The 21219-nt window shown below is 61.2% G+C and carries 15 protein-coding genes, 4 tRNA genes and 1 pseudogene; 10 read left to right on the top strand and 10 right to left on the bottom strand.

Going from position 1 to position 21219, the window contains the following annotated elements; translation table 11 throughout:
• Positions 1 to 237: 237 nt before the first annotated feature.
• Positions 238 to 1812, bottom strand: a complete 1575-nt coding sequence (locus tag BOP93_RS09040) for an alkaline phosphatase D family protein (protein WP_104502329.1) — start codon at positions 1810 to 1812, stop codon at positions 238 to 240.
• A 310-nt stretch (positions 1813 to 2122) separates the two neighbouring features.
• Here BOP93_RS09040 and BOP93_RS09035 point away from each other — a divergent pair, with 310 nt between their 5' ends.
• From BOP93_RS09035 to BOP93_RS09010, 6 genes are all read left to right on the top strand, one after another.
• Entirely contained in the window at positions 2123 to 2530 is a 408-nt protein-coding gene (locus tag BOP93_RS09035) for an ExbD/TolR family protein (protein ID WP_104502328.1), read from the top strand.
• 2 nt (positions 2531 to 2532) lie between these two features.
• Entirely contained in the window at positions 2533 to 3261 is a 729-nt protein-coding gene (locus BOP93_RS09030; protein WP_104502327.1) for an energy transducer TonB family protein, read from the top strand.
• A gap of 24 nt (positions 3262 to 3285) precedes the next feature.
• Entirely contained in the window at positions 3286 to 5571 is a 2286-nt protein-coding gene (locus BOP93_RS09025) for a TonB-dependent receptor (protein ID WP_104502326.1), read from the top strand.
• A gap of 24 nt (positions 5572 to 5595) precedes the next feature.
• On the top strand, positions 5596 to 6243 hold the full coding sequence (locus tag BOP93_RS09020; protein ID WP_104502325.1) for a MotA/TolQ/ExbB proton channel family protein: 648 nt from the start codon (positions 5596 to 5598) through the stop codon (positions 6241 to 6243).
• Positions 6244 to 6298: 55 nt separating this feature from the next.
• Positions 6299 to 7516 carry a phospholipase D-like domain-containing protein gene (locus BOP93_RS09015; protein ID WP_104502324.1) on the top strand — a complete coding sequence of 406 codons (1218 nt, stop codon included), beginning with the start codon at positions 6299 to 6301 and terminating at the stop codon, positions 7514 to 7516.
• A gap of 95 nt (positions 7517 to 7611) precedes the next feature.
• Entirely contained in the window at positions 7612 to 9351 is a 1740-nt protein-coding gene (locus BOP93_RS09010; RefSeq protein WP_104502323.1) for a dipeptidase, read from the top strand.
• 33 nt (positions 9352 to 9384) lie between these two features.
• Here BOP93_RS09010 and BOP93_RS09005 read toward each other — a convergent pair whose 3' ends face one another.
• A complete protein-coding gene (locus BOP93_RS09005; protein WP_104502322.1) occupies positions 9385 to 11040 on the bottom strand; it encodes a M24 family metallopeptidase in 1656 nt (551 codons plus the stop codon).
• Between the two features lie 82 nt (positions 11041 to 11122).
• Between BOP93_RS09005 and BOP93_RS09000 the strand changes: the two genes are divergently transcribed.
• On the top strand, positions 11123 to 12604 hold the full coding sequence (locus tag BOP93_RS09000; RefSeq protein ID WP_104502321.1) for a PLP-dependent aminotransferase family protein: 1482 nt from the start codon (positions 11123 to 11125) through the stop codon (positions 12602 to 12604).
• A gap of 103 nt (positions 12605 to 12707) precedes the next feature.
• Here BOP93_RS09000 and BOP93_RS08995 read toward each other — a convergent pair.
• The 4 genes from BOP93_RS08995 to BOP93_RS08980 form a co-directional block, all read right to left on the bottom strand.
• A tRNA-Gly gene (locus BOP93_RS08995) sits at positions 12708 to 12783 on the bottom strand.
• A 3-nt stretch (positions 12784 to 12786) separates the two neighbouring features.
• Positions 12787 to 12862 (bottom strand) — tRNA-Glu (locus BOP93_RS08990).
• Positions 12863 to 12967: 105 nt separating this feature from the next.
• A tRNA-Gly gene (locus BOP93_RS08985) sits at positions 12968 to 13043 on the bottom strand.
• A 3-nt stretch (positions 13044 to 13046) separates the two neighbouring features.
• Positions 13047 to 13122: transfer RNA gene (locus tag BOP93_RS08980), tRNA-Glu, on the bottom strand.
• A 372-nt stretch (positions 13123 to 13494) separates the two neighbouring features.
• Between BOP93_RS08980 and BOP93_RS08975 the strand changes: the two genes are divergently transcribed.
• Complete coding sequence (locus tag BOP93_RS08975) at positions 13495 to 14253, top strand: hypothetical protein (RefSeq protein WP_237140404.1); 759 nt, start codon at positions 13495 to 13497, stop codon at positions 14251 to 14253.
• A 117-nt stretch (positions 14254 to 14370) separates the two neighbouring features.
• A complete protein-coding gene (locus BOP93_RS08970; RefSeq protein ID WP_104502319.1) occupies positions 14371 to 15183 on the top strand; it encodes an alpha/beta fold hydrolase in 813 nt (270 codons plus the stop codon).
• 36 nt (positions 15184 to 15219) lie between these two features.
• Here BOP93_RS08970 and BOP93_RS28120 read toward each other — a convergent pair whose 3' ends face one another.
• The 4 genes and pseudogenes from BOP93_RS28120 to BOP93_RS08955 all read right to left on the bottom strand — a co-directional run bounded on the left by BOP93_RS28120 (position 15220) and on the right by BOP93_RS08955 (position 19678).
• Positions 15220 to 16062 (bottom strand): methyl-accepting chemotaxis protein, encoded by an 843-nt coding sequence (locus BOP93_RS28120; RefSeq protein WP_420220232.1) that lies wholly within the window; start codon positions 16060 to 16062, stop codon positions 15220 to 15222.
• A gap of 18 nt (positions 16063 to 16080) precedes the next feature.
• Positions 16081 to 16305, bottom strand: a pseudogene (locus BOP93_RS28115) (HAMP domain-containing protein); the annotation flags it as partial.
• 996 nt (positions 16306 to 17301) lie between these two features.
• Positions 17302 to 18714, bottom strand: coding sequence for a PLP-dependent aminotransferase family protein (locus BOP93_RS08960; RefSeq protein ID WP_104502317.1), 1413 nt, complete (start codon positions 18712 to 18714; stop codon positions 17302 to 17304).
• Between the two features lie 202 nt (positions 18715 to 18916).
• On the bottom strand, positions 18917 to 19678 hold the full coding sequence (locus BOP93_RS08955) for an SDR family oxidoreductase (protein ID WP_104502316.1): 762 nt from the start codon (positions 19676 to 19678) through the stop codon (positions 18917 to 18919).
• Between the two features lie 228 nt (positions 19679 to 19906).
• Here BOP93_RS08955 and BOP93_RS08950 point away from each other — a divergent pair, with 228 nt between their 5' ends.
• A complete protein-coding gene (locus BOP93_RS08950) occupies positions 19907 to 20914 on the top strand; it encodes an NADP-dependent oxidoreductase (protein WP_065935399.1) in 1008 nt (335 codons plus the stop codon).
• The last annotated feature ends 305 nt before the right edge of the window (positions 20915 to 21219 follow it).

Below are 21219 nucleotides of genomic sequence, written 5' to 3'. Positions count from 1 at the left end.
CGGCGTCCTGCCGGGTTACCCACGGATTCAAGCCTGCGTTCGGCCAGCGTGGTTTAACGGGGCGCCTAGGATCAAAAGCAGATCAAGATCAAGAGCGGCTCGCTTCGCATCGTGGTTACGGTTGGGCGCTGCTGAGTTGTGTAGATACCTATGCCCCGATGAGGGAGTGTCAGTAGGCGCATTTTTGACTGAACCAACGCCATCGGGGGCAAGCCCCCTCCCACATTTGAGCCCAGGCTACACAGCCATCGCCCCCGCCCTGCCCGGCTCCACCACAAACGACTGCAACGTCGAGACCGTGGCTGCCGGGTCGCGTGGGTCGCTGATCACGCGAAAGTGCGTGAGCATCTTGCGCGCGTCCAATTCCACCGACACATAGCCACGCTGGCGACTGTCAAAAAACTTCACATGGGGATTGAGCGGCAGGATTTTCGTGAAGGCCTCATAGGGCGGGCCATCGGAGGTCACCGACGAGCCGACGAATTCAGTCGCCACAACCGGTGAGTCCGGGTCATTGGCATCGGCGTGCAGGTCCGTGGTCCAGAACGAGTGGATATCCCCGCCCCAGAACACCGGGTTACTTACGCGGTTGCGCTGGATGGACGCCAGCATTCGCTTGCGGTTGGCCATATAGCCATCCCAGCCATCGGTCCAGCGGCCGACTTTGTGATGGGTCAGGTCACGCTGCATCAGCGGCGCCACCAACAAGTCCTGGGCGATCACATTCCACTGCGCCCGGGACTGGGCAAAGCCCTGGTCCAGCCAGGCCTCCTGCTGCCAGCCGAGCAAGGTGCGGGCGGGGTCACGCAAGTCGCTGCAGGGGGTGGTGACAATATGTCCTTGGTGGCTGCCATCGGCCGCGATGCAAGGCTGCTCGGAACGGTACTGGCGGCCGTCGAGCACATGGAAGCGCGCGAGCCGCCCATAGTCCAGGCGCCGGTAAATGCGCATGTCCGGGCCCTGCGGCCGGCTGCTCGCACGCAACGGCATATGTTCGTAGAACGCCTGGTAAGCCGCCGCCCGTTGCTGGAGAAACTGCGCCACGGGGATTTTCGGGTCCTGGGACCAGCGGTTGGCATAGTCGTTCTGCACTTCGTGATCGTCCCAGGTCGCCACGCTGGGCGCGGCGGCGTGCAGGGCCTGCAAATCGGGATCGGTCTTGTACAGCGCGTAGCGGTTGCGGTAGTCGCTCAAGCTCACCGCATTCCCGCTGCCGTGGGCGCGAAACACTTTGCCGGAGTCCGCCGCGTAGGAGCTGTCGTAAATATAGTCACCGAGAAAAAACACCAGGTCGGGACACTCGGCAGCGAGATGACGGTAGGCACTGAAATACCCGCGCTCCCAATGCGAGCAGGAGACGAACCCGAGCCGGGCGGACGCCATCTCATGCCGCGCAGGCGTGGTGCGTGCCTGACCAATCGGACTCTGCGCGCCAAGGCCCTCGAACTGATACCAGTACGGCCGGCCCGTCGCCAACCCCGCCACCTCGACATGTACCGAGTGGGCAAAATGCCCGGTCGCCATCACCTCGCCCTGTTGCACAATCCGCGTCATCGCCGCATCGCTGGCCACCCGCCAGCGCACCGGCACCGCACGCTGCAATCCACCGCGTCCGTCCTCGGCATTGAACAACGGCGCCAGGCGCGTCCATATCACAAAGCCATCCGGCAATGGGTCACCGGACGCTACGCCGAGGGTGAACGGATAATCCACCCCGGCACTGCGCGCAAACGGGCTGAGGATGGAAAACGCCGTAGCGATCGCCAGCCCGCCGAGTACCCGGCGTCGATCAGCGTCAACTGCGCTCTTCATGACCTGCGCTCGCGATCATCACACCCATTTTCAAGCACAGTAAATCTCTCGAATTGCGCCACGTCCCGCGCCTGCATGAGCACACTCGGGGTAAAGAAATGCGATAACAAACGACTCATGGGTAGGCGGCTCTCGCGATAAATTTCTCGAGCATGTACGTCCTGGATGTCAGTTTCGTTACGCCCAAAAACTGACGGGTAAGTTTTCTGAAAGCCCCGTCCTAGAGCTTTCAAATCGTCAATTAAAGTTAACCATTCGGTCATTTTTGCTTGCTAGCGTGTTGCCCCTAATTCAATAACGGGGTAACGGAATGAGAACCTGGGATGAACCCAAGAAGCGCAAGGCGCACATCGAACTGATCCCGATGATCGACGTGATGATGTTCCTCCTGGTGTTTTTCGTACTGGTGAGCCTGAACGTGATTCCGGCCCTGGGCATGAAGACTCAGTTGCCCAGCGCCAGCAGTTCACAGCAGCTCAAACCGCAGAACAAATTCATCCTCACCCTGGGCCTGGAAGGCCAGTTGCAACTGGATGGCAAGGACCTCCCGGTGGACGCGCTGGTGCCGGCGCTGAAGGCGGCGCAAAAGCCCGATACCCAGTCGACGATCATCGTCAACAGCGACAAAGGCGTGGAGGTTTCGCGCCTGGTGGAAGTGATGGACACCCTACGCCTGGGTGGCTTCACCTCCGTGTCCATTGCCACGCGTAAGTCCTGATCATGTACCTGCTGTTTCGAGTACGTCAGTGGCTGGGCAGTGTCCCGGCCTTGGTCGCGCTGGTGCTGATTGCACTGGGTATCCAGTCACAGACCTTGAAGGTCGAGCCGGTGTACGACGAGTCGGCGGTCGAGCTGGCGTTGGTCGAGCCGGAGCCGGAGGTGGTCCCGCAGCCTGTGGTGGAACAGGCGCCGCCACCGCCGGTGATCGAAGACGAGGAAGCCGAGCCCGCCCCACCGCCGCCACCGCCGAAACCGGTGCCAAAACCCGAACCCAAGCCCAAGCCCAAACCTGTGCCCAAGCCTGCGCCCGTGGTTGCCAAGCCCACGCCGACACCGCCACCGGTGGCCGCCAAGCCTGCGCCCGCGCCGGTTGCGCAGGTGGCCCCGACACCCGCCCCGCCCGCGCCGCCAAAGGTCGACAGCCAGGCGCTGGAAGGCGGTTACCTCAAGGGCTTGCGCAACGAGCTGGACACCTACAAGCAGTACCCCACCGGGCGCCAGGCCTCCCTCGAACGCCCGAGTGGCGAAGTGGTGGTGTGGCTGCTGGTCGACCGCCAGGGCCGCGTGCTGGATTCCGGCCTGCAAACCCAGGCCCCGAGCATGTTGCTCAACCGGGCCGCCACCAACAGTTTGCGTCGCATCAAGCAAGTCAAGCCGTTCCCCGAGCAGGCGTTCGGGGGCCGCAATGAGCAGCGCTTCACCGCCACCTTCAACTACAGCGTGCAATAAGCACGCGCCACCAGGACGACAGTGATGAAGTTCACCCGCATTCACCTGGCACTCGTTGCCGCGACCAGCATGACCCAGACAATGGTCATGGCCGACCCCGGCGACAGTGACGTCGGCACCATTGGGGTCCAAGGCAAAGCCAGCGCCGGGGGCGGTTACATGGTGCCCGAGGAAAGCATCAAGGGCCGCTCCACCGTGACCAAGGAGGCGCTGGACAAACAGACGGCGACGGGCAACGCCATCGACAAGCTCAAGTACACGCCGGGCCTGAACATTTCCAGCGAGGACAACACCGGCCTGTCGGGCTTTCGCTTCACCATGCGCGGCATGAACTCCGACCAGGTGGGCATGTCGGTGGACGGCATGCCGATCAACGATTCGGGCAACTATGCGCTGTATTCCAACCTGCTGGGCGACCCGGAAAACCTCGACCAGATCTTCGTCACCCAGGGCGCCTCGGAGTCCGACGGCCCGCACATCGGTTCCAGTGGCGGCAACATCGGCATCGTGACGATTCGCCCGACCAAAGAGACCGGCGCCTTCGTCAAACAGATCGTCGGCAGCAACGCCACGCGCAAGACCTTCGCCCGCCTCAACACCGGCGAAGTCAACGGCCTGAGCAACTGGCTGTCGGCGTCCCATACCGAGGGTGATATGTGGCGTGGTTCGGGCGCCGTGCGCGCGGACAAGGTGGAATGGAACAGCTTCTTCGACGCCGGCAACGGCAACACCGCCAACCTGATCCTCAAGTACCACGAGCAGGACAACAACAGCTACAGCCAGTTGACCAAGGCGCAGTTCCAGCAAAACGGCCGCAAATACGATCCCTACCCGGCCACACCGACGGTGGGCGGCAACGGCAAGTACAACAGCTACTACGCCCTGGCGCAGAACCCGTTCCAGACCTTCACCGCCGTGCTCAACACCCAGTTCAAACTGGCCGACAACCTGGCCCTGTCGGTGATCCCGTATTACTTCTGGGGCAATGGCAGCGGCGTCGGCTCATCGAGTTATGCGCTCAACCGTGGTTCGAACCAGGGCGGCGTATTCGACCTTGGCAATCTGCCAACCGCCGCCCAGTACAACGCCGACGGCACTCCGAACAGCGGCGTGTACTACCGCCCTTCGCGCACCCAGACCTGGCGTCCGGGCATCACCACCAAACTGACCTGGGACCTGGGCGACCACAGCCTGCAATTGGGTTACTGGTACGAGCGCGCACGCCAGAGCCAGACCCAACCGTTCATCCCCCTCAAGAGCAATGGCAAGCCGGTCGACACCTGGCCGGATTCCAACAGCGCCGTCGTCGACGCCAACGGCAACCAGGTCCAGGGCCGCGACCGCTTCACGGTCACCCCGGCGCAAAAAGTCTGGGCCCAGGACACCTGGTACATCAACCCGGACTGGACCTTTATCGCCGGCCTGGCCTACATGAACGTCGAGCGTGACGGCACCAACCACGGCAGTCTCAGCGAACAGCCGGAAAAGCGTAACCAGACCTACAACAAACTGCTGCCTAACGCCGGCCTGAAATACCAGTTGGACGAGCGTGACCAGTTGTTCTACAGCCTGTCGCGCAATATGCGTGTACCGCAGAACTACGCGCTCTATGACAAAGGCGCCGGTTCCATCGACCTCGAGCCGGAAACCAGCTGGAACCACGAGCTGGGCTGGCGCTACAGCGGCGACGACATGACCCTGGCCGCAACTCTGTTCTACATGGACTTCAAGAATCGCCAGGTCTCCTCCAAGGACATCAATGGCGACTCCGCCGATATCAACGTCGGCGCCGTCACCAACAAAGGCCTGGAATTGGAGTGGAGCGGCCTGCTGCCCCACCACTTCAACTACTACACCTCCTACACCTACACCAAGGCCGAGCAGCAGGACGACATGACCGTCTACAACGCAGGCCAGGCCATCGCGTTGCCCACCAGCGGCAAACAGTTCGCCAACGTGCCGAAGAACATGCTGGCGGCCAACATCGGTTACGACGACGGGCGCTTCTACGGCACCTTCGGCGGCAAGTACACCAGCAAGCTCTACGGCGACCTGACCAACGACGAAGCCATTTCCGCGCGCACCGTGTTCAACCTCGGCGCGGGTATCTACCTGCCGGTCGACAAAAAGGTCGTGAAGGACGCCACCCTGCGCCTGAACGTCGACAACCTGTTCGACAAGAAATACCTGGACGGCGTGTACACCACCAAGACCAACGCCGCCAGCTACAGCGGTTTTCGCGATGGCGACCCGGCGTACATCGTCGGCCTGGACCGCACCGTCACAGTTTCGCTGGAAGCGAATTTCTAAGACTGACCCAAGAGGAACACCATCATGGATATGAACCTGCTCCACGACGTCACCTTCTATGTGATGTATGCCGCGATGGCCATCGCCATCTTCATCGCCATCGAACGCGGCATCTACTTCGCTTATGTCCGGCGCCAGGCCCGCGCCTTGATCGACGCCCTGGGCGCCACCGTGCACAGCGAACGCGACCTGCCGGACCACCTGACCCGTCGCGACAGCCTGCCACTGAACATGATTCTGCCGGTGTTGGCGCAAAAGACCTCCCACTGCTCACGCAAGGACCTCGACGACGAAATCGACACCCAGTACCTCAAGACCCGCGCCCCGCTGGCCCGCAGCCTGTGGATCATCGAGACCATCACCACGGCGGCCCCGCTGCTTGGCCTACTGGGGACCATTCTGGGCATCATCGACACCTTCAAGGCATTGGCCACAGCGGGTGTGTCGGACCCAGGGCAGATTTCCGGGGGTATCGGCACAGCCTTGTTCGCCACCGGGCTGGGGATCGCCATCGCACTGTTCTGCGTGGTGTTCCATAACTTTTTCCAGGACAGCCTGGAGCGCATCAACGACCAGTTGAAGATCCTGCTGATCCGCGCCTCCAGCGGGGCCCGCGCCCACGATGAAGTGCCGCACCGCGTGCCCACGCCACTGCACAGCCGCACGGCCTGACCTGCACCGCGGGCGCGTCATGGCCCGCCTGTTCTTTTTGCGCGATGAGACACTTATGTCCCTTTCGATAAAGTTGCGTGTCGCAGGCCTCGCCGGTTTGCTCCTCAGTCCGCTGGCCCTGGCGGACTTTTCAATTGCAGGGTTTGAACTGGTGCACACCGTGCCGGTGGACACCACACTGGGCACTGCCGATCTGCGCCAGCCGGGCCCGGTGTGGATCGAGCTGTTCGACGGCGCAAAAAACCGCATCGATATCGGCCAGTTCTACGCAGCCGACCATCCCGGCTCAGTGATGGACAAGGTCATCGAACACCTGGAAGCCGCCGGTAAACGCGGGGTGAAAATTCGTTTCCTGCTCGAAGAAAAAGGCATCAAGTTATCCGATGCGGCCACCCTCGAACGCTTGCGCGCCATTCCCAACCTGACCTTCCGAGTGCTGCCCTTCGGACAATTGAGCGGCGGGATCATCCACGCCAAATACATGGTGGTGGACGTCAGCCAGGCGTTTATCGGCAGCCAGAATTTCGACTGGCGCTCCCTGGAACATATCCACGAAACCGGGCTACGCATCAGCGACGCAAGCGTGGTCGGTCAGGTCCAGGCGATCTTCGACCAGGACTGGCAAGCCCAGCAGGCCCTCAGCGACAACCGACCGGTGCCACTGCCCACCGCCGGCCAGGCGCCTGCGCGCACCGGCAACTATCTGGTGGCCAGCCCGCAACGCTACAACCCGCCCGGCGTGGGCGATTCACAGCAGGAACTGCCGCGCCTGCTGGGCGAAGCGAAGAAAGAGGTGCGCGTGCAGTTGCTTGACTATGCGCCGCTGTCCTACGGCCCGGATCGGACCCGCCCGTACTACGCGGTAATCGACAACGCCGTGCGCGCCGCCGCTGCGCGTGGGGTGTCGATCAAGTTGATGGTGTCCAACTGGAACACCGACCCGCTGGAACTGCCCTACCTCAAGAGCCTGGCGGTGCTGCCCAACGTACAGATCAAGATCGTCACCCTGCCCGAGGCCAGGCAAGGATTTATCCCCTATGCGCGGGTGATCCACAGCAAGACGATGGAGATCGACGGGCAGGTGGCGTGGGTCGGCACCAGCAACTGGTTGGGCGGTTACCTGGACAATTCGCGCAATCTTGAAGTGGTGATGCGCAGTGAAGCGATGGCCAAACGCGTCGGGCAATTGCATGAACAATTGTGGGACGGACCCTATGCCAGAGCCTTGAACGCGACTGATGAGTTCCCCGCGCCGCACCCTGGCCAGCATTGACCTCCAGCACCTGAGTAATGCTAGTGTGTGGAAATGTTTCTGACTTATCCGTCAGAAACACCCTACTCACTACCTGCAAGGGAATGCCTTCAACCATGCACTTTCAATTGAAAAAACTCGCGGCTGCCACACTGTTCGCCGCCAGCCTTGCGGCCGTCGCCACACCTGCGCTCGCCAACATCACTGCTGAACAAAACACCGCGATTGTGAAAAGCTTCGGCGGCGCATCCGTCAGCGATTTCCGCGGTTTCCTCGGCACCCTGGCCAAAGGCGACCTGGGCAAGTCCGGTGACGTCGCCCCGGCCATCAGCGCCTTTCTCAATGACAAAACCCTGAGCGCCGAGCAGCAGAACGAGATCAATCGCCTGCTTGGCATTTACACACGGGTCAAGTACGGCAAGGCGGCCCTGGAAACCTTGCGCGAACTGGTGGAAATTCCGACGTTCAACGTAGACGGCCTGCCGCAGTACAAAAACCCGGAATTCCTCAAGATCGCCGACAGGATCCAGGCCCTGGCCAAGTCTTTCAACCTGAACTTCCGTAACGTCGATAACCGCGTGTATGAAATTTCCCTGGAAGGCAGCGGTGAAGAAGTGGTGGGCGTGCATGCCCACGCCGATGTGGTCCCGGTGACGCCGGAAAACTGGGTACTGAAGGATGGCACCAGGCTGGACCCGTTCAAGGTCACGCTGATTGGCGACCGCATGTATGGTCGCGGCACCGAGGATGACAAGAACGCCATCGTCGTGGCGATGTACGCCATGAAGGTGATCAAGGAAGAAAAGCTGCCGCTGGCGCGCACGTTCAAGCTGCTGGTGGACACCACCGAAGAAACCTCCGGTGACGCCATTCCCTACTATTTCGAACGCAATCCCGTACCGAACTACAACCTGGCGCTGGATGGCGGTTACCCGGTGGTGATTGCAGAAAAAGGTTCGGGCACGGTCATGGCCACGTTCCCGGTGCGCAAGGGTGAAGGCAACGGCGCGGAAATTATCGCTATGACCGGCGGTAAGGCCACCAACCAGATTCCGTCGGTCTCGGTCGCCACGCTGGCCAGCGATAACCCGGCTGAACTGGCGGCCAGCCTGCAGCAGGCCGGTAATGACTATGCCAAGCGCAATGGCGGCAACTTCCAGGTGAGCGCCCAGGTTGACGGCAAGAACGTCAAACTGACCGTCACCGGCGTGTCGGCCCATTCTTCGGAACCCGAAACCGGCGTCAACCCGGTGGCACGTATGCTGGAATTGATCCACAGCGTCGATGGCAAGATCGCCCTCAAGCACAACCACATCACGGATGCTGCGCGGTATGCGGCGGACAACTGGGGCCTGGATTACCTGGGCGGCAAATTGGGCGTGGGCTATGCCGATGACTTCATGGGGCCGCTGACCACCTCGCCGACCTTTGTCGGCCTGGATGACAAAGCCTTCAGGCTGGCAGTCAACCTGCGTGCGCCAAAGGGTAAAACCCCGGAGGCACTCAAGGCACAGATCGAGCAGAAACTGAACGCCTGGAACACGCAAGCCAAGGTCAACGTCAACTTCACCTGTTCGCTGGACAAGCCGATGTACCGCAATCCCGAAGGTGAGTGGGTAAAAGCCCTGCTGGCGGTGGCCACGGAAAACCTGGGCATGCAGCACAAGTTCGGCACATCCGCCGGCGCCACGTCCGTGCACGACCTGCCCAACGGCGTGCAATTCGGCCTGGCCCGTCCGGAAGAGAAGTACACCGGCCACACTGACGGTGAGTTCAAGACTGTCGGGCAGTTCCTGCTGGACCTGCAGATTGTGACTGAAATGATGGGACGCGTCGGCCAACTGCCCAAGCTCTGATCCATTCTCGAGCCCGCCGCAACGGCGGGCTCTTTACGCCTGCAACATCAGCATGTCCTCAAAAAACCCACCGACCGGCTCAGTGGGATGGCACAGCTGGATCTCCAGCACCCAGGCCATTTCACTCGGTGGGATTTCCAGCTCGGCCAATTGTTTGCTCTCGAACAGCGCATGGGGAAAATCCGCCAGGCGATGCCCCGCCAGATTGCGTGCCAGTCTCCAGCCCTTGGCCACGGCGCTCTGTTCGGCGAAGTCGTAAAGCTCGCGTCCGGTCAGGCCGCGCAGCCAGGCTTGCCGGGTTTCATCGAACACCTGGTGCAGTGCGGTGGTGCAGGCCAGGTGCAGGGGCGAGTCGCCGAAGACAAACGTGTCGCCGTAGTCGCCTTCGTAGCCGTCCCACACCGGGCCAAGGTCGACCACCACGATATCGCTGGCGCGCAGCCTGCGCTGACGATCGATAGCTTCGCGGGGCGGGCGCACCGTGTCGGCGCCAAACCGGATGTAGGTGGGATGCCAGGTGTGCGAAGCGCCCATGGCCTGCAGGTGTTCGGCGGCCATTTCCAGCGCTTCGCCGGTGGTCATGCCGACTTTCAAGCGGCTGGCGATGGCTGCCAGGGCGCGTATGGATTTCTCCCGCGCCGCCAGCATGCCGTCCAGGGAATAACGCGGGCCAACTTTTTCCCAGATCGGGTCGAACGCCGGCGGCGCCTTCTCAACGCTTGACCGACCGCTGGCGACAAACGCCTCCGCGACAAACCGATGGCTTGGCAGCCCCGCCTCCAGGCATTGGGTCCGCACCTGGCTGAGCATCGTGCCGTTCCCGCATGCATAAACCTGCGCCACCTCCCAGGGATGCCCATGACTCACTGCAACCTCCTGCACCCTGCCCTCGGAGGCGCGCACTGGATGCCAGCGAAACCGCGGATGTTGGAGCGCTGCTTGATCCAGGAAAGCGCTGTCATAAAAGTCCGCAGAGTTTGCGCCGCCCCAATACAACGTCACTTCCAGATCATGCTTGAGCGCGCTCAACAGGATCGGCTTGATACCGGCATAACCGGTGCCCGTGGCGAACAGGACCACGGCGTCGGCGGCATCGTCCTGCCAGGTACAGGCACCGAACGGGCCCTCCAGTTGCAGGCGGTCACCCACGGCCAGGCCATCCAGAATGCCCTCGGAAAAGTACCCGCCGCTGACCCGACGAATCTGGAAAACCAACCGCCCGCCGTCCTCGGCAGGCAGGTTGGCAATCGAGAAACTGCGCGTATCGCCATGGTCCAGGCGGAACTTGAGGTACTGCCCTGCCCGTACCGCCACAGGTGCGTCCGGCAACAGCACCAACTCGATAACGTCGGGGGCGACTGCCTGCTTGCTGAGTACGCGTGCGCCAAAAACCAGCGCGGGCGTATCCAATGACCAACCGGGAATTTCCAGGCGCATGTCGGTGCAGGCACGGCTCTGGCACAACAGCATTTCATTGGTGGCCAGGGGGTAACAAGGCGCGGGCGCGTCCGGGGCCAGGCGCTTGGCCTGGTACTCGCCCTGGGTGACCACCACTTTGCACGAGCCGCACGCGCCACGGCGGCAGGAGAACGGCACGGCCAGGCCGCTGGCGAGCATGGCGTCAAGCAACAGCTCGTCGCCAGCCTCAAAGGTTTTGCCCGAGGGGAACAGTTCGATGACATGCCGCATGTGCTGAGGACCCGAGAATGATTGAAGCCTGATTGTTACGCTAGACTAGGCCCATTAGAACCTCCAGTTGTGGATACTTCAGATGGTCCAGATGCGTAAATGGCGCCCTTTATTGGAACTCGATGAAGACGCGCCGCAAGCGTCTTACCGCAAGATTGCAGAGGGTTTGGCAATCGCGATTGGCGAAGGGCGCCTGCCCCCCGGCACGTTGCTGCCAGGTACGCGGGAAATGGCGCAGTTGCTCGATGTGAATCGCAAGACGGTCGTCCTGGCCTATGAAGAAGCCTCGACCAAAGGCTGGCTGATCAGCGAGCCGCGTCGCGGAACGTTCGTCAATGCGCAACTGACGCCCCAGCAACTGCCCGGTCGTGCACCGCAGTCCTTCGCACCGTCCATTCTGGCGCAGCCGGTTGTGCCGTATTTCACCCATAACGCCCAGGTCACCGCGCTGCGGCATCGACATGAGGCACTGTTTTTCGACAATGGCACCAGCGACCACCGCCTGCTGCCGCAAGCCGTGCTGCATCGCTACTATCGCAATGCCCTGCGCAACAGTTTTGCCTCCAACACCGTCCGCTACGGCAGCGAAGGCACCGGCTATCACTTGCGCTGCGCCCTCGCCGAGATGCTGCGCAGCAATCGCGGGCTGGCCGTCAACGCCGACAACATTTGCCTGACCCAAGGCACTCAGATGTCGCTGTACCTGAGCGCCAGTTTGCTGATCAAACCCGGCGACGTGGTACTGGTGGAGCGCTTGAGTTACCCGCCGGCGTGGGAAATTTTTCGTCAATTGGGCGCGCAACTGGTCACGGTGGACATGGACGAAGAAGGTTGCCGTACCGACCAGATCGACCGTTTATGCCGGGAGCACAACGTGCGCATGATCTACGTCACGCCGCACCATCAGTTCCCCACCACCGTCAGCCTGCACGCCGCGCGGCGGCAACAACTGTTGACCCTCGCTGCGTTGCACGACTTCTGCATCATCGAGGAAGACTACGACCACGAATTCCACTTTAACGGTCGCCCCTACCTGCCGCTTGCCAGTGACCGCTCCCAGCGCCACGTCATCTATATCGGCTCGTTATCCAAAGCGCTGGGCTCGACGTTTCGCTGCAGCTATATCGTGGCGCCCGCCGAGGTGGTTGAAGCCCTGCACCGCAACGCGGCGCTGATGCTGGGGGATGCCGACGCCGTTGCTCAGAAAATGCTGGCCGACCTGATCAATGAGGGTGAACTGAAAAAGCACCTGCGCCGCGTGTCGAAAGAATATCGAGGGCGTCGGGAGACGTTGCAAACCTGTCTGCACGAGTCGCTGGGCGATCGTATCCAGGTGCGCGAACCCGAGGGCGGCCTGGCGTTGTGGGTGCGTTTCGAGGATGAGATTGACGTGGATCGACTGGTAAAAGCGGCCCTGGGTCACGGACTGGTGGTGCGCAGCGGCCGGCAGTTCTCGCCGACGGGCCAGCCGGAGAATGCGCTGCGCTTGGGCTTTGCGTCGCTCAATCAGGCAGAAATCCGTCAGGCTACGTTGCGGCTGGCTCAAGCGGTGAATGCCGTTTAGCAATAGTGATCGTTCCCACGCTCTGCGTGGGAACGATCACTATTGCTTTCAATAAATCGCAGACAAAAAAAAGCCACTCACTTGAGTGGCTTTTTCTTTGAATTGGAGCGGGAAACGAGACTCGAACTCGCGACCCCGACCTTGGCAAGGTCGTGCTCTACCAACTGAGCTATTCCCGCAAATGGCGTCCCCTAGGGGACTCGAACCCCTGTTACCGCCGTGAAAGGGCGGTGTCCTAGGCCACTAGACGAAGGGGACACGCTACTGAAACACATGGTGTGTATCTCAGTGCCCAGAGGCCTCATCCGAAGATGGGGTCCTGGTTTCACTCAATGCCGCCCGAAGGCCACACTGCTTGTAAATTGGAGCGGGAAACGAGACTCGAACTCGCGACCCCGACCTTGGCAAGGTCGTGCTCTACCAACTGAGCTATTCCCGCATATGGCGTCCCCTAGGGGACTCGAACCCCTGTTACCGCCGTGAAAGGGCGGTGTCCTAGGCCACTAGACGAAGGGGACACACGTACAACATTCACTCCCTACCGCGTTTCGCTGTGTGCTTTACGCTGTAAGTGGCGCGCATTCTATGGATGGATTCAAAGGTCGTCAACCCCCAAGGATAAATTTATTTAAATCAATGACTTCGCGCCCGTTTACCGGCCTGGACGGGCATTCTGCCCGTTCAGGCCCTGGCGCCTATATTCTGACGCTCGACAAGGCGCTATAGTTGCCCCAGGCAAATGATGGCAATGTGCAGTCACGCCGGTAACACTTATATCTATATAGAAGAAACTACCTGGGCAACTGGTCGAACAATCCTATCCGCCGGATAGCTCAGTCACTACACTCCATAGCAAACCCCTTGAAGAGGTCACACCGGTGACACCACTCATGATCACCCTGCTGGTTATAGTCGGGATCGTAATACTGATCGCCATTGGCTACATGAACCATGTGGTGGAAAACAATAAGCTGGAAAAGAAGCGTACCGAGATCGAGCTCAATGACCGACTGCGTCGCTGTGGTGAAATCACCGAGACGTTTCCCGGCCAATTGATGAACCCGGCGCTCAAGCTGTTGCTGACCCGCCTGGAACTCAACGTCAACCAGCGCCTGCTGAACCTCAACAAATCCAGCGCCCCGCTCAAGGCACGGATCGCCGAGCTCAATGCATTGATCGCTCAGGGCGAATCGATTCCGGTGGCCAACCCGCCCGCGCCGATCCAGACCGAAGCCAAGGCCAAGGATGTGCGCTTTTTGCTCGAAGCGCTGCATGGCCAAGTCACCCGCGCGGCGCAGGACGGCTTCCTGCCTGCCAACGAAGCCAAGCACTGGATCAAGGAAGTCCGCCACATCCTGGTGCTGCTGCATATCGAGTTCTTCAACAACCTCGGTCAGCACGCCCTGCAGCAAGGTCAACCGGGCCAGGCACGCCTGGCGTTCGAGCGCGGCGTGCAGTACCTGCGCAAACAACCGGAACCGGTGCTGTACAGCGCACAGCTGCGAACGCTGGAGTCGCAATTGGCCCGCGCCAACTCCACGGTGTTGACCAACAGCCAGCCGGCAGAAGACGAAATCAACGAATTGACCGAAGGCCTGAAAGTCGTCGACGCCGATGCCGAATGGAAAAAGAAAGCCATCTACGATTGATGGTTTTCTCGCTATGTGGCGGCGCCCCGTCGCCACGTGCCATCAAAATGCACCTATCCCACCGCCCCTGACTAGGGTAAAAAAGTGCCCCTCACTCCGTGAAGTTAGAGGCCTGCTATGCCTGTCGCCGTGATTGATGGACAAACGCTGCACTATATCGACCAGGGTAACGGCCCGGTCGTCTTGTTGGGTTCGAGCTACCTGTGGGACAGCGACATGTGGGCACCGCAGATCGAAGCGCTGTCGCAGCAATACCGTGTAATCGTCCCTGAACTGTGGGGCCATGGCGAGTCGGGCAGACTGCCCGAGCACACCCTGTCCCTTGACGATCTGGCGCGCCAGACACTGGCGCTACTGGACCAGTTGGACATCCCGCAGATCAACCTGGTGGGTTTGTCGGTCGGCGGGATGTGGGGCGCCCGCCTCGCTCTGTTGGCTCCTGAACGCATCAACAGCCTGGTGCTGGTGGACACCTACCTCGGCGCCGAGCCGCAGACCACGCGCGAGTATTACTTCTCGCTGTTCAAGATGATTGAAGGCGCCGGTGCCATTCCTGAACCGTTGCTGGATGTGATCGCGCCGATCTTCTTCCGGCCGGAAATCGACCGTGAATCAGCGCTGTATCAAAACTTTCGCACGTCGCTTCAAGCATTTTCCCGGGAACGCCTGCTGGACAGCGTGGTGCCCCTGGGTCGCTTGATCTTCAGTCGCGAAGACATCCTCGATCAGCTGCCTCGCCTGGACTGCGACACCACCCTGGTCATGTGCGGCGAACAGGACAAGCCCCGCCCGCCCGCAGAGTCCGAGGAAATGGTCGGTCTGATTGGCTGCGCCCTGACGTTGATTCCCAACGCCGGACATATCTCCAGCCGAGAGAATCCGGACTTCGTCAATGAAGCGCTGCTGACATTCCTCGCCAACCACGCCTGAACACCTTCCCTCCTGATCGCGGCGCCCCGGCTGCGATCAGAGGCGGAAGTGCCCCACCATGCCCTTGAGTTCTGCGCCCAACTGCGCCAGCTGGATGCTCGACGCAGCATTGCCTTGCATGCTCAACGCGGACTGGTCGGCACTCGCCCGGATGCTGGTGACGCTACGGTTGATCTCTTCGGCCACCGAGCTTTGCTCTTCGGCGGCAGCGGCAATCTGCTGGTTCATCTGCTGGATCACTGACACCGCCGCGGCAATGCTGCCCAAAGCGCTTTCGGTTTCCAGCGCATCACTGACCGCCAGTTTCACCAATTCGCCACTGTGCTGAATCTGCTGCACCGACGACTGCGCCGCGCTGCGCAAGGTGCTGACCAGGCGCTCGATTTCCTCGGTCGATTGCTGTGTGCGCTTGGCCAGGGCCCGTACCTCGTCGGCGACCACCGCAAAACCGCGCCCTTGCTCCCCGGCGCGGGCTGCTTCAATCGCAGCGTTGAGCGCGAGCAGGTTGGTTTGCTCGGCAACGCTCTTGATCACACTCAATACCGTACCGATGTTCTGAATCTCGGCGCTGAGGCTTTCGATACTGTCGCTGGCACTGTTGCTGGAGGTAGCCAGCAATTCGATGCGCTGCAAACTCATGCGCACCACCTGTTGGCCACTACCAACCTTGTCATCCGCCGTCTGCGCCGCTTGCGCGGCCTCTTCGGCGTTACGCGCCACGTCGTGCACCGTGGCGGTCATCTGGTTCATCGCCGTCGCCACCTGTTCGGTTTCCTCCTTCTGGCTGCTGACCTCGATGTTGGTCTGCTCGGTCACGCCGGACAACGCATGCGCCGAGCTGGCCAGTTGCTCGATACCCGCCTGCAACCCGCTGACCATATGGCTCAAGCCATTGCCCATCTGCTGCATCGCCTGCATCATCTGGCCGATTTCATCGCGGCGGCTGACTTCCATGCGCCCGGTCAAGTCACCGGAGGCAATCTGCTGGGCCACTGCGATTACCCTGCGCAGCGGCGCCACAATCAAGCGGGTAATCCCCCACGCCGCAATCAGCCCCACCAGCAACGCCAGGGCGGATGAACCGATGATGAGCAGCGTACTTTTGGCCAGCTGCGCCTGCATCGACTGGTCTTCGGCGTCATAGGCCTGGTTGACCCGGCTGACCACCTGCTCGGCGCGATCATGCAACTGTTTGTAAACCACTTTTTCCTGGGCCAACAGCCCGGTGTACTCGCCCAGCTTTTCGCTGAACGACGCAATATGCCCGGACACTTCATTAAGCACCGTCTGGTAACCTTGGTCCTTGACCGAGGTTTTCAGTTGCTCGGCCTGAGCCAGCGCCTGGTCGGCCTGTTCGATCCGGCCCTGCTCGGCCTCGTCTGCGTCGGCCTTGCGACTCTGATCCAGGCGCAACCGCGCTTCGTTCATCGCCTGCAGCATCAACCGTGACACCTGGCTCACCTGCCCCGCTTGCTCGATGAACTCTGCGCCCTCCTTGCCCTGGCTTTCCTTCAGGCCATAGGCGCCGTCGTCCGCCAGGCCGGCCTGCAGCACATCGAGATTATTGGCCACGCTGGAGACCGACCAACTGGCCATTTCCAGGGCCAGGTCCTTGGCCTGGGTCAGCTCGACAAACTCGTCGAACGCCTTGCGATAGGCGGCCAAGGCTTGCTCCACCTCGGTCATCACCGGCACGTTGGCGACGGACTGGGCCTTGAGGCTGACCGCCAGCGCAGCCAGCGCGTCGACACTTTCGTGCAGGGCATCCACCGACTTGGGGTCGGCGTGCAAAGCGTAGTCCTGCTCGATCAGGCGCACCTTGAGCAGCTCACTGTTGAGTGAAGACATACGCTTGAGGCCTTCGAAGCGCTGACCAACGGTTTGCAGGGACCCTACGCCAATGGCCGCGACCAGCGCCGTCAGCAGCAGCACCAAGGTAAATCCCAAACTCAGTTTTTTCGCCATACCGAGGTTGGCGAAACGTCGTTGTGCGCCCGAAATCATTGCACGTGAGTCCTCTCGCAATGGCAGATGCCATAAACCCGCTTTATCAGCAGCGAGATTGGCAACCACGGGGCACTGAGCACAAGCCATTGGCGCCACAATAATGGCAAAAAGCTACACGCCTGTCGTTTTCAGAATGGTCGAGGTCGATCTGGCGGGCCCCAGGGCACGGAACAGCGCCAAGGCTCGCTGATCCGCCGCATAGGCCACGTTGATGCGCAGCCACTCGCTGCATTCACCCTTGGGGTTGAACAGCGTTCCAGGTACCAACAAGACGCCCAGCCTGCGGGCACACGCCTGCACGCGCGAAGGGCTTTGCGCGCCAGGTCGCGCCCACAGGAACATGCCGCCGGCGGGGACCGCAAACACTTGCCATTCTTCATCCTCCAGCACCTGCAGGGTGGCGGCCATTTGTGTGTTCAGACGCTTGCGCAGGCGCTGTACCCACTTGCGGTACGTGCCGTTGGCCAGCAAGGTCGCCACCATCGCTTCGGCAAACCGTGAAGTGCCAATGCCCGTCAGGGTCTTGAGATGCGCCAGTTGCGCGATGATCGCCGCACCGGCGCTCAGGTAGCCCACGCGCAAGGCACTGCTCAGCGTCTTGGAAAAACTGGAGACATAGATGACGCGGTCTTCATGGGGCAACGCCGACAGCCGCGTGCAATTGGCATGTTGCAGATCGCCATAGACGTCTTCCTCGATGATCAGAAAATCCCGGCTGCTGGCCAGCGCCAGCAAACGCTCGGCCACCGTGCGGCACAGGCTGGTGCCGGTAGGGTTGTGATAGAGGCTGTTGATGAACAGGCACTTGGGGCGATGGCGCTGCAGGTGTGCCTCCAGCACCTCGATATCCGGGCCGCTGCGCGTGCGCGGCACTTCGAGCAAGGTGACGCCGTGAAAGGCCAGTTGCCGATAGAGGTTGCCGTACCCCGGCGTCTCGACCACCACCGTATCGCCCGCCTTGAGCAGCGTGCGTATAAGCAGGTCCAGGGCATGACTGGCCCCGTGGGTAGTCAGAATGCACTCCAGGCTGCTGGCCACCTGGATCTGCGTCAGGCGCTTGAGCAATTGCTCACGCAGGGCCGGCAGCCCCAGGGGCGTGCTGTAGTTGAACAGGCCAGCGGTATCGGTGCGGCTGACTTCGCGGATTGCGTAGTTGATGTCATCGGTCTCGCGCCAGGCGTCCGGCAGCCAGCCGCAGCCGAGTTTAAGCTCGCCCAGAGGGCCGTCGGTAAAGCTGTCCCACCCCTGTTCCGCGCCCTCGTACCACGAGTTTTCCTGAATGGTTGCGGGCTGCGCCACCACGAACCCGGAGCCATTTTTCGAGGCCAACAGACCCTGGGCTGCCATTCGCTCGAATGCCTCGATCACGCTGGACTGGCTCAGCAGGTTGTCGAGGGCCAATTGCCGGACGGACGGTAAGCGTGTGCCGGGGCTCACCCCATTGTTGCGAATCCATCCGGCGACTGCGCTGATGATTTGCTGCACCACCGGTACCGGGGCTTGTCGATCAATCCCTAAATCCATGACCCACTCACTTCAACTGTTTGTTATTCAACCCAAACAGTTAAGCACAGAAGTTCAAAAAAACCCGTCCTCGATATTTATTAAATCATTGATTTGATTGGGTTTTTTACCTAATGATACATATTCAATCACGGCGTTTTGCCAGCTATGGAAACACCCCACGACACCCCAGCACTTTTCGAACAGGCTGCAGTGTGAAGTCTTAAATCGCCGTGGCACCGCCGTCCACCGCCAGGGCCTGGCCGGTGGTGAAGGCCGCACCATCACTGCACAGGTACAACACCGCACTGGCGATTTCCTCGACCTTGCCAATGCGCCCGACCGGGTGCATCGCCGCGGCAAATTCGGCCTTGCGCGGGTCAGCTTCGTAGGCGCGTCGGAACATGTCGGTATCGATCACCGCCGGGCAGACGGCGTTGACGCGGATTTTCTTCTTCGCGTACTCAATGGCGGCCGACTTCGTCAGGCCGATCACCGCATGCTTGGACGCCGCATAGATACTCATTTTCGGTGCTGCGCCCAAACCCGCGACCGAAGCCGTATTGACGATGGCTCCCCCGCCCTGGGCCAGTAACAGTGGAAGTTGATGCTTCATGCACAACCACACGCCCTTGACGTTGACCCCCATGATGGCATCGAACTCATCCAGGGTACCGTCGGCCAGCTTGCCCCGCTCGATCTCGATCCCGGCATTGTTGAAGGCATAGTCCAGGCGGCCGTAGGCGGCAACCGTCTGCGCCATCAATTGCTGCACATCCGCCTCCACGGTGACGTTGCAGCGCACGAACAACGCTTGGCCACCGGCTTGCTGAATCAGCGCCACAGTGCCCTCGCCGCCCGCCACATCGAGGTCGGCCACCACCACTTTCAAGCCTTCGGCGGCAAACGCCAACGCGGTTGCACGGCCAATACCGGCGCCGGCGCCAGTCACCAGGGCGACCTGGCCGGAAAACGTCATGCTCATGGGGAGTGTCCTGTGGGATTGATAACCGTGGGTCGAGTCTAGCCAACGACGAGAGCGCCGCGTCAGCACTATCAGAAGCCCGGTGGGTGCTGCATGAGTCCTGGTGATAAGGCCAAAGGCACGAGTATCAACCCTGTCTATCGGCAAGCATTCGCGTGGCTCGAACAACCTTGCTCGCAGGCCGTTCCTTGTCTATGACTGGTACTTCATTTCTAAAGAGTTGCCGCCATGACTGCCCAGACCAACCGCCAGTTCCTGCTTGCCAAACGCCCGGTCGGAGCGGCCACGCGGGACACCTTCACCTACCAGGAAGTCCCGGTGGGCACACCCCGGGACGGGCAGATACTGGTGCACAACGAGTACCTGTCCCTCGACCCCGCCATGCGCGGCTGGATGAATGAGGGCAAGTCCTACATCGCGCCGGTGGGCCTTGGCGACGTGATGCGCGCCTTGGGCGTGGGCAAGGTGATTGCGTCCAACCACCCGGACTTTGCGGTCGGCGACTACGTCAACGGGGCCTTGGGCGTGCAGGATTACTTCCTCGGCGAGCCACGCGGGTTCTATAAGGTCGATCCGAAACTCGCGCCGCTGCCCCGCTACCTGTCCGCGCTGGGCATGACCGGCATGACCGCCTACTTCGCGCTGCTGGACACCGGCGCGCCCAAGCCAGGGGAGACCGTAGTGATCTCCGGCGCCGCCGGTGCGGTCGGCAGCATTGCCGGACAGATCGCCAAACTCAAGGGCTGCCGCGTGGTGGGCATCGCCGGAGGCGCCGACAAGTGCAAGTTCCTGGTGGACGAACTGGGCTTTGATGCGGCCATCGACTACAAACACGAAGACGTACCCGCCGCCCTCAAGCGCGAGTGCCCCAAGGGCGTGGATGTCTATTTCGATAACGTTGGCGGCGAGATTCTCGACGCGGTGCTCAGTCGCCTGGCGCTGAAAGCGCGAGTGGTGATTTGCGGCGCCATCAGCCAGTACAACAACAAAGAAGCCGTCAAAGGCCCCGCCAACTACTTGTCATTGCTGGTCAACCGCGCACGGATGGAAGGCTTTGTGGTGATGGATCACGCGGCGAACTTTGCCGCCGCCGGGCAGGAAATGGCCGGCTGGATGGCCCAGGGCAAGCTCAAGAGCAAAGAGGATATCGTTGAAGGGTTGGAAACGTTCCCGGAAACACTGATGAAACTGTTCAACGGCGAGAACTTTGGCAAATTGGTGCTGAAGGTCAGCTGACAGGCGCCATTTACAACGGTGGGAGGTGGCTGGCCCCAATGCCAGTCAAGGCTTTTTGTAGGAGCGAGCTTGCTCGCGAAAAACGTCAACGATAACGCGTGCTTTCTGGATGAGCGCGGTGCCTGTGAGTTTTTCGCGAGCAAGCTCGCTCCTACACAACGCAGCCGCGCCCCCTCCGTAACCACGATGCGAAGCGAGCCGCTCTTGATCTGCTCTTGATCTCAGGCGCCCCGTTAAACCACGCTGGCCGAACGCAAGCGAGGTGCCGAGTGGTGGGGCAAGAGCGTTTTGCTTACTTTTGCGCT

Source organism: Pseudomonas orientalis, from assembly GCF_002934065.1.
GTDB lineage: Bacteria > Pseudomonadota > Gammaproteobacteria > Pseudomonadales > Pseudomonadaceae > Aquipseudomonas > Aquipseudomonas orientalis_A.
Note: the sequence above shows the minus strand (reverse complement) of the source record. Positions and strands in the feature narration are given on the sequence as shown.

What these genes read in the sequence shown, in the direction of transcription:
- BOP93_RS09040 (WP_104502329.1), bottom strand. Translation starts at nt 1,812, where the DNA reads ATGAAGAGCGCAGTTGACGCTGATCGACGCCGGGTACTCGGCGGGCTG.
- BOP93_RS09035 (WP_104502328.1), top strand. Translation starts at nt 2,123, where the DNA reads ATGAGAACCTGGGATGAACCCAAGAAGCGCAAGGCGCACATCGAACTG.
- BOP93_RS09030 (WP_104502327.1), top strand. Translation starts at nt 2,533, where the DNA reads ATGTACCTGCTGTTTCGAGTACGTCAGTGGCTGGGCAGTGTCCCGGCC.
- BOP93_RS09025 (WP_104502326.1), top strand. Translation starts at nt 3,286, where the DNA reads ATGAAGTTCACCCGCATTCACCTGGCACTCGTTGCCGCGACCAGCATG.
- BOP93_RS09020 (WP_104502325.1), top strand. Translation starts at nt 5,596, where the DNA reads ATGGATATGAACCTGCTCCACGACGTCACCTTCTATGTGATGTATGCC.
- BOP93_RS09015 (WP_104502324.1), top strand. Translation starts at nt 6,299, where the DNA reads ATGTCCCTTTCGATAAAGTTGCGTGTCGCAGGCCTCGCCGGTTTGCTC.
- BOP93_RS09010 (WP_104502323.1), top strand. Translation starts at nt 7,612, where the DNA reads ATGCACTTTCAATTGAAAAAACTCGCGGCTGCCACACTGTTCGCCGCC.
- BOP93_RS09005 (WP_104502322.1), bottom strand. Translation starts at nt 11,040, where the DNA reads ATGCGGCATGTCATCGAACTGTTCCCCTCGGGCAAAACCTTTGAGGCT.
- BOP93_RS09000 (WP_104502321.1), top strand. Translation starts at nt 11,123, where the DNA reads ATGGTCCAGATGCGTAAATGGCGCCCTTTATTGGAACTCGATGAAGAC.
- BOP93_RS08975 (WP_237140404.1), top strand. Translation starts at nt 13,495, where the DNA reads ATGATCACCCTGCTGGTTATAGTCGGGATCGTAATACTGATCGCCATT.
- BOP93_RS08970 (WP_104502319.1), top strand. Translation starts at nt 14,371, where the DNA reads ATGCCTGTCGCCGTGATTGATGGACAAACGCTGCACTATATCGACCAG.
- BOP93_RS28120 (WP_420220232.1), bottom strand. Translation starts at nt 16,062, where the DNA reads ATGGTCAGCGGGTTGCAGGCGGGTATCGAGCAACTGGCCAGCTCGGCG.
- BOP93_RS08960 (WP_104502317.1), bottom strand. Translation starts at nt 18,714, where the DNA reads ATGGATTTAGGGATTGATCGACAAGCCCCGGTACCGGTGGTGCAGCAA.
- BOP93_RS08955 (WP_104502316.1), bottom strand. Translation starts at nt 19,678, where the DNA reads ATGAGCATGACGTTTTCCGGCCAGGTCGCCCTGGTGACTGGCGCCGGC.
- BOP93_RS08950 (WP_065935399.1), top strand. Translation starts at nt 19,907, where the DNA reads ATGACTGCCCAGACCAACCGCCAGTTCCTGCTTGCCAAACGCCCGGTC.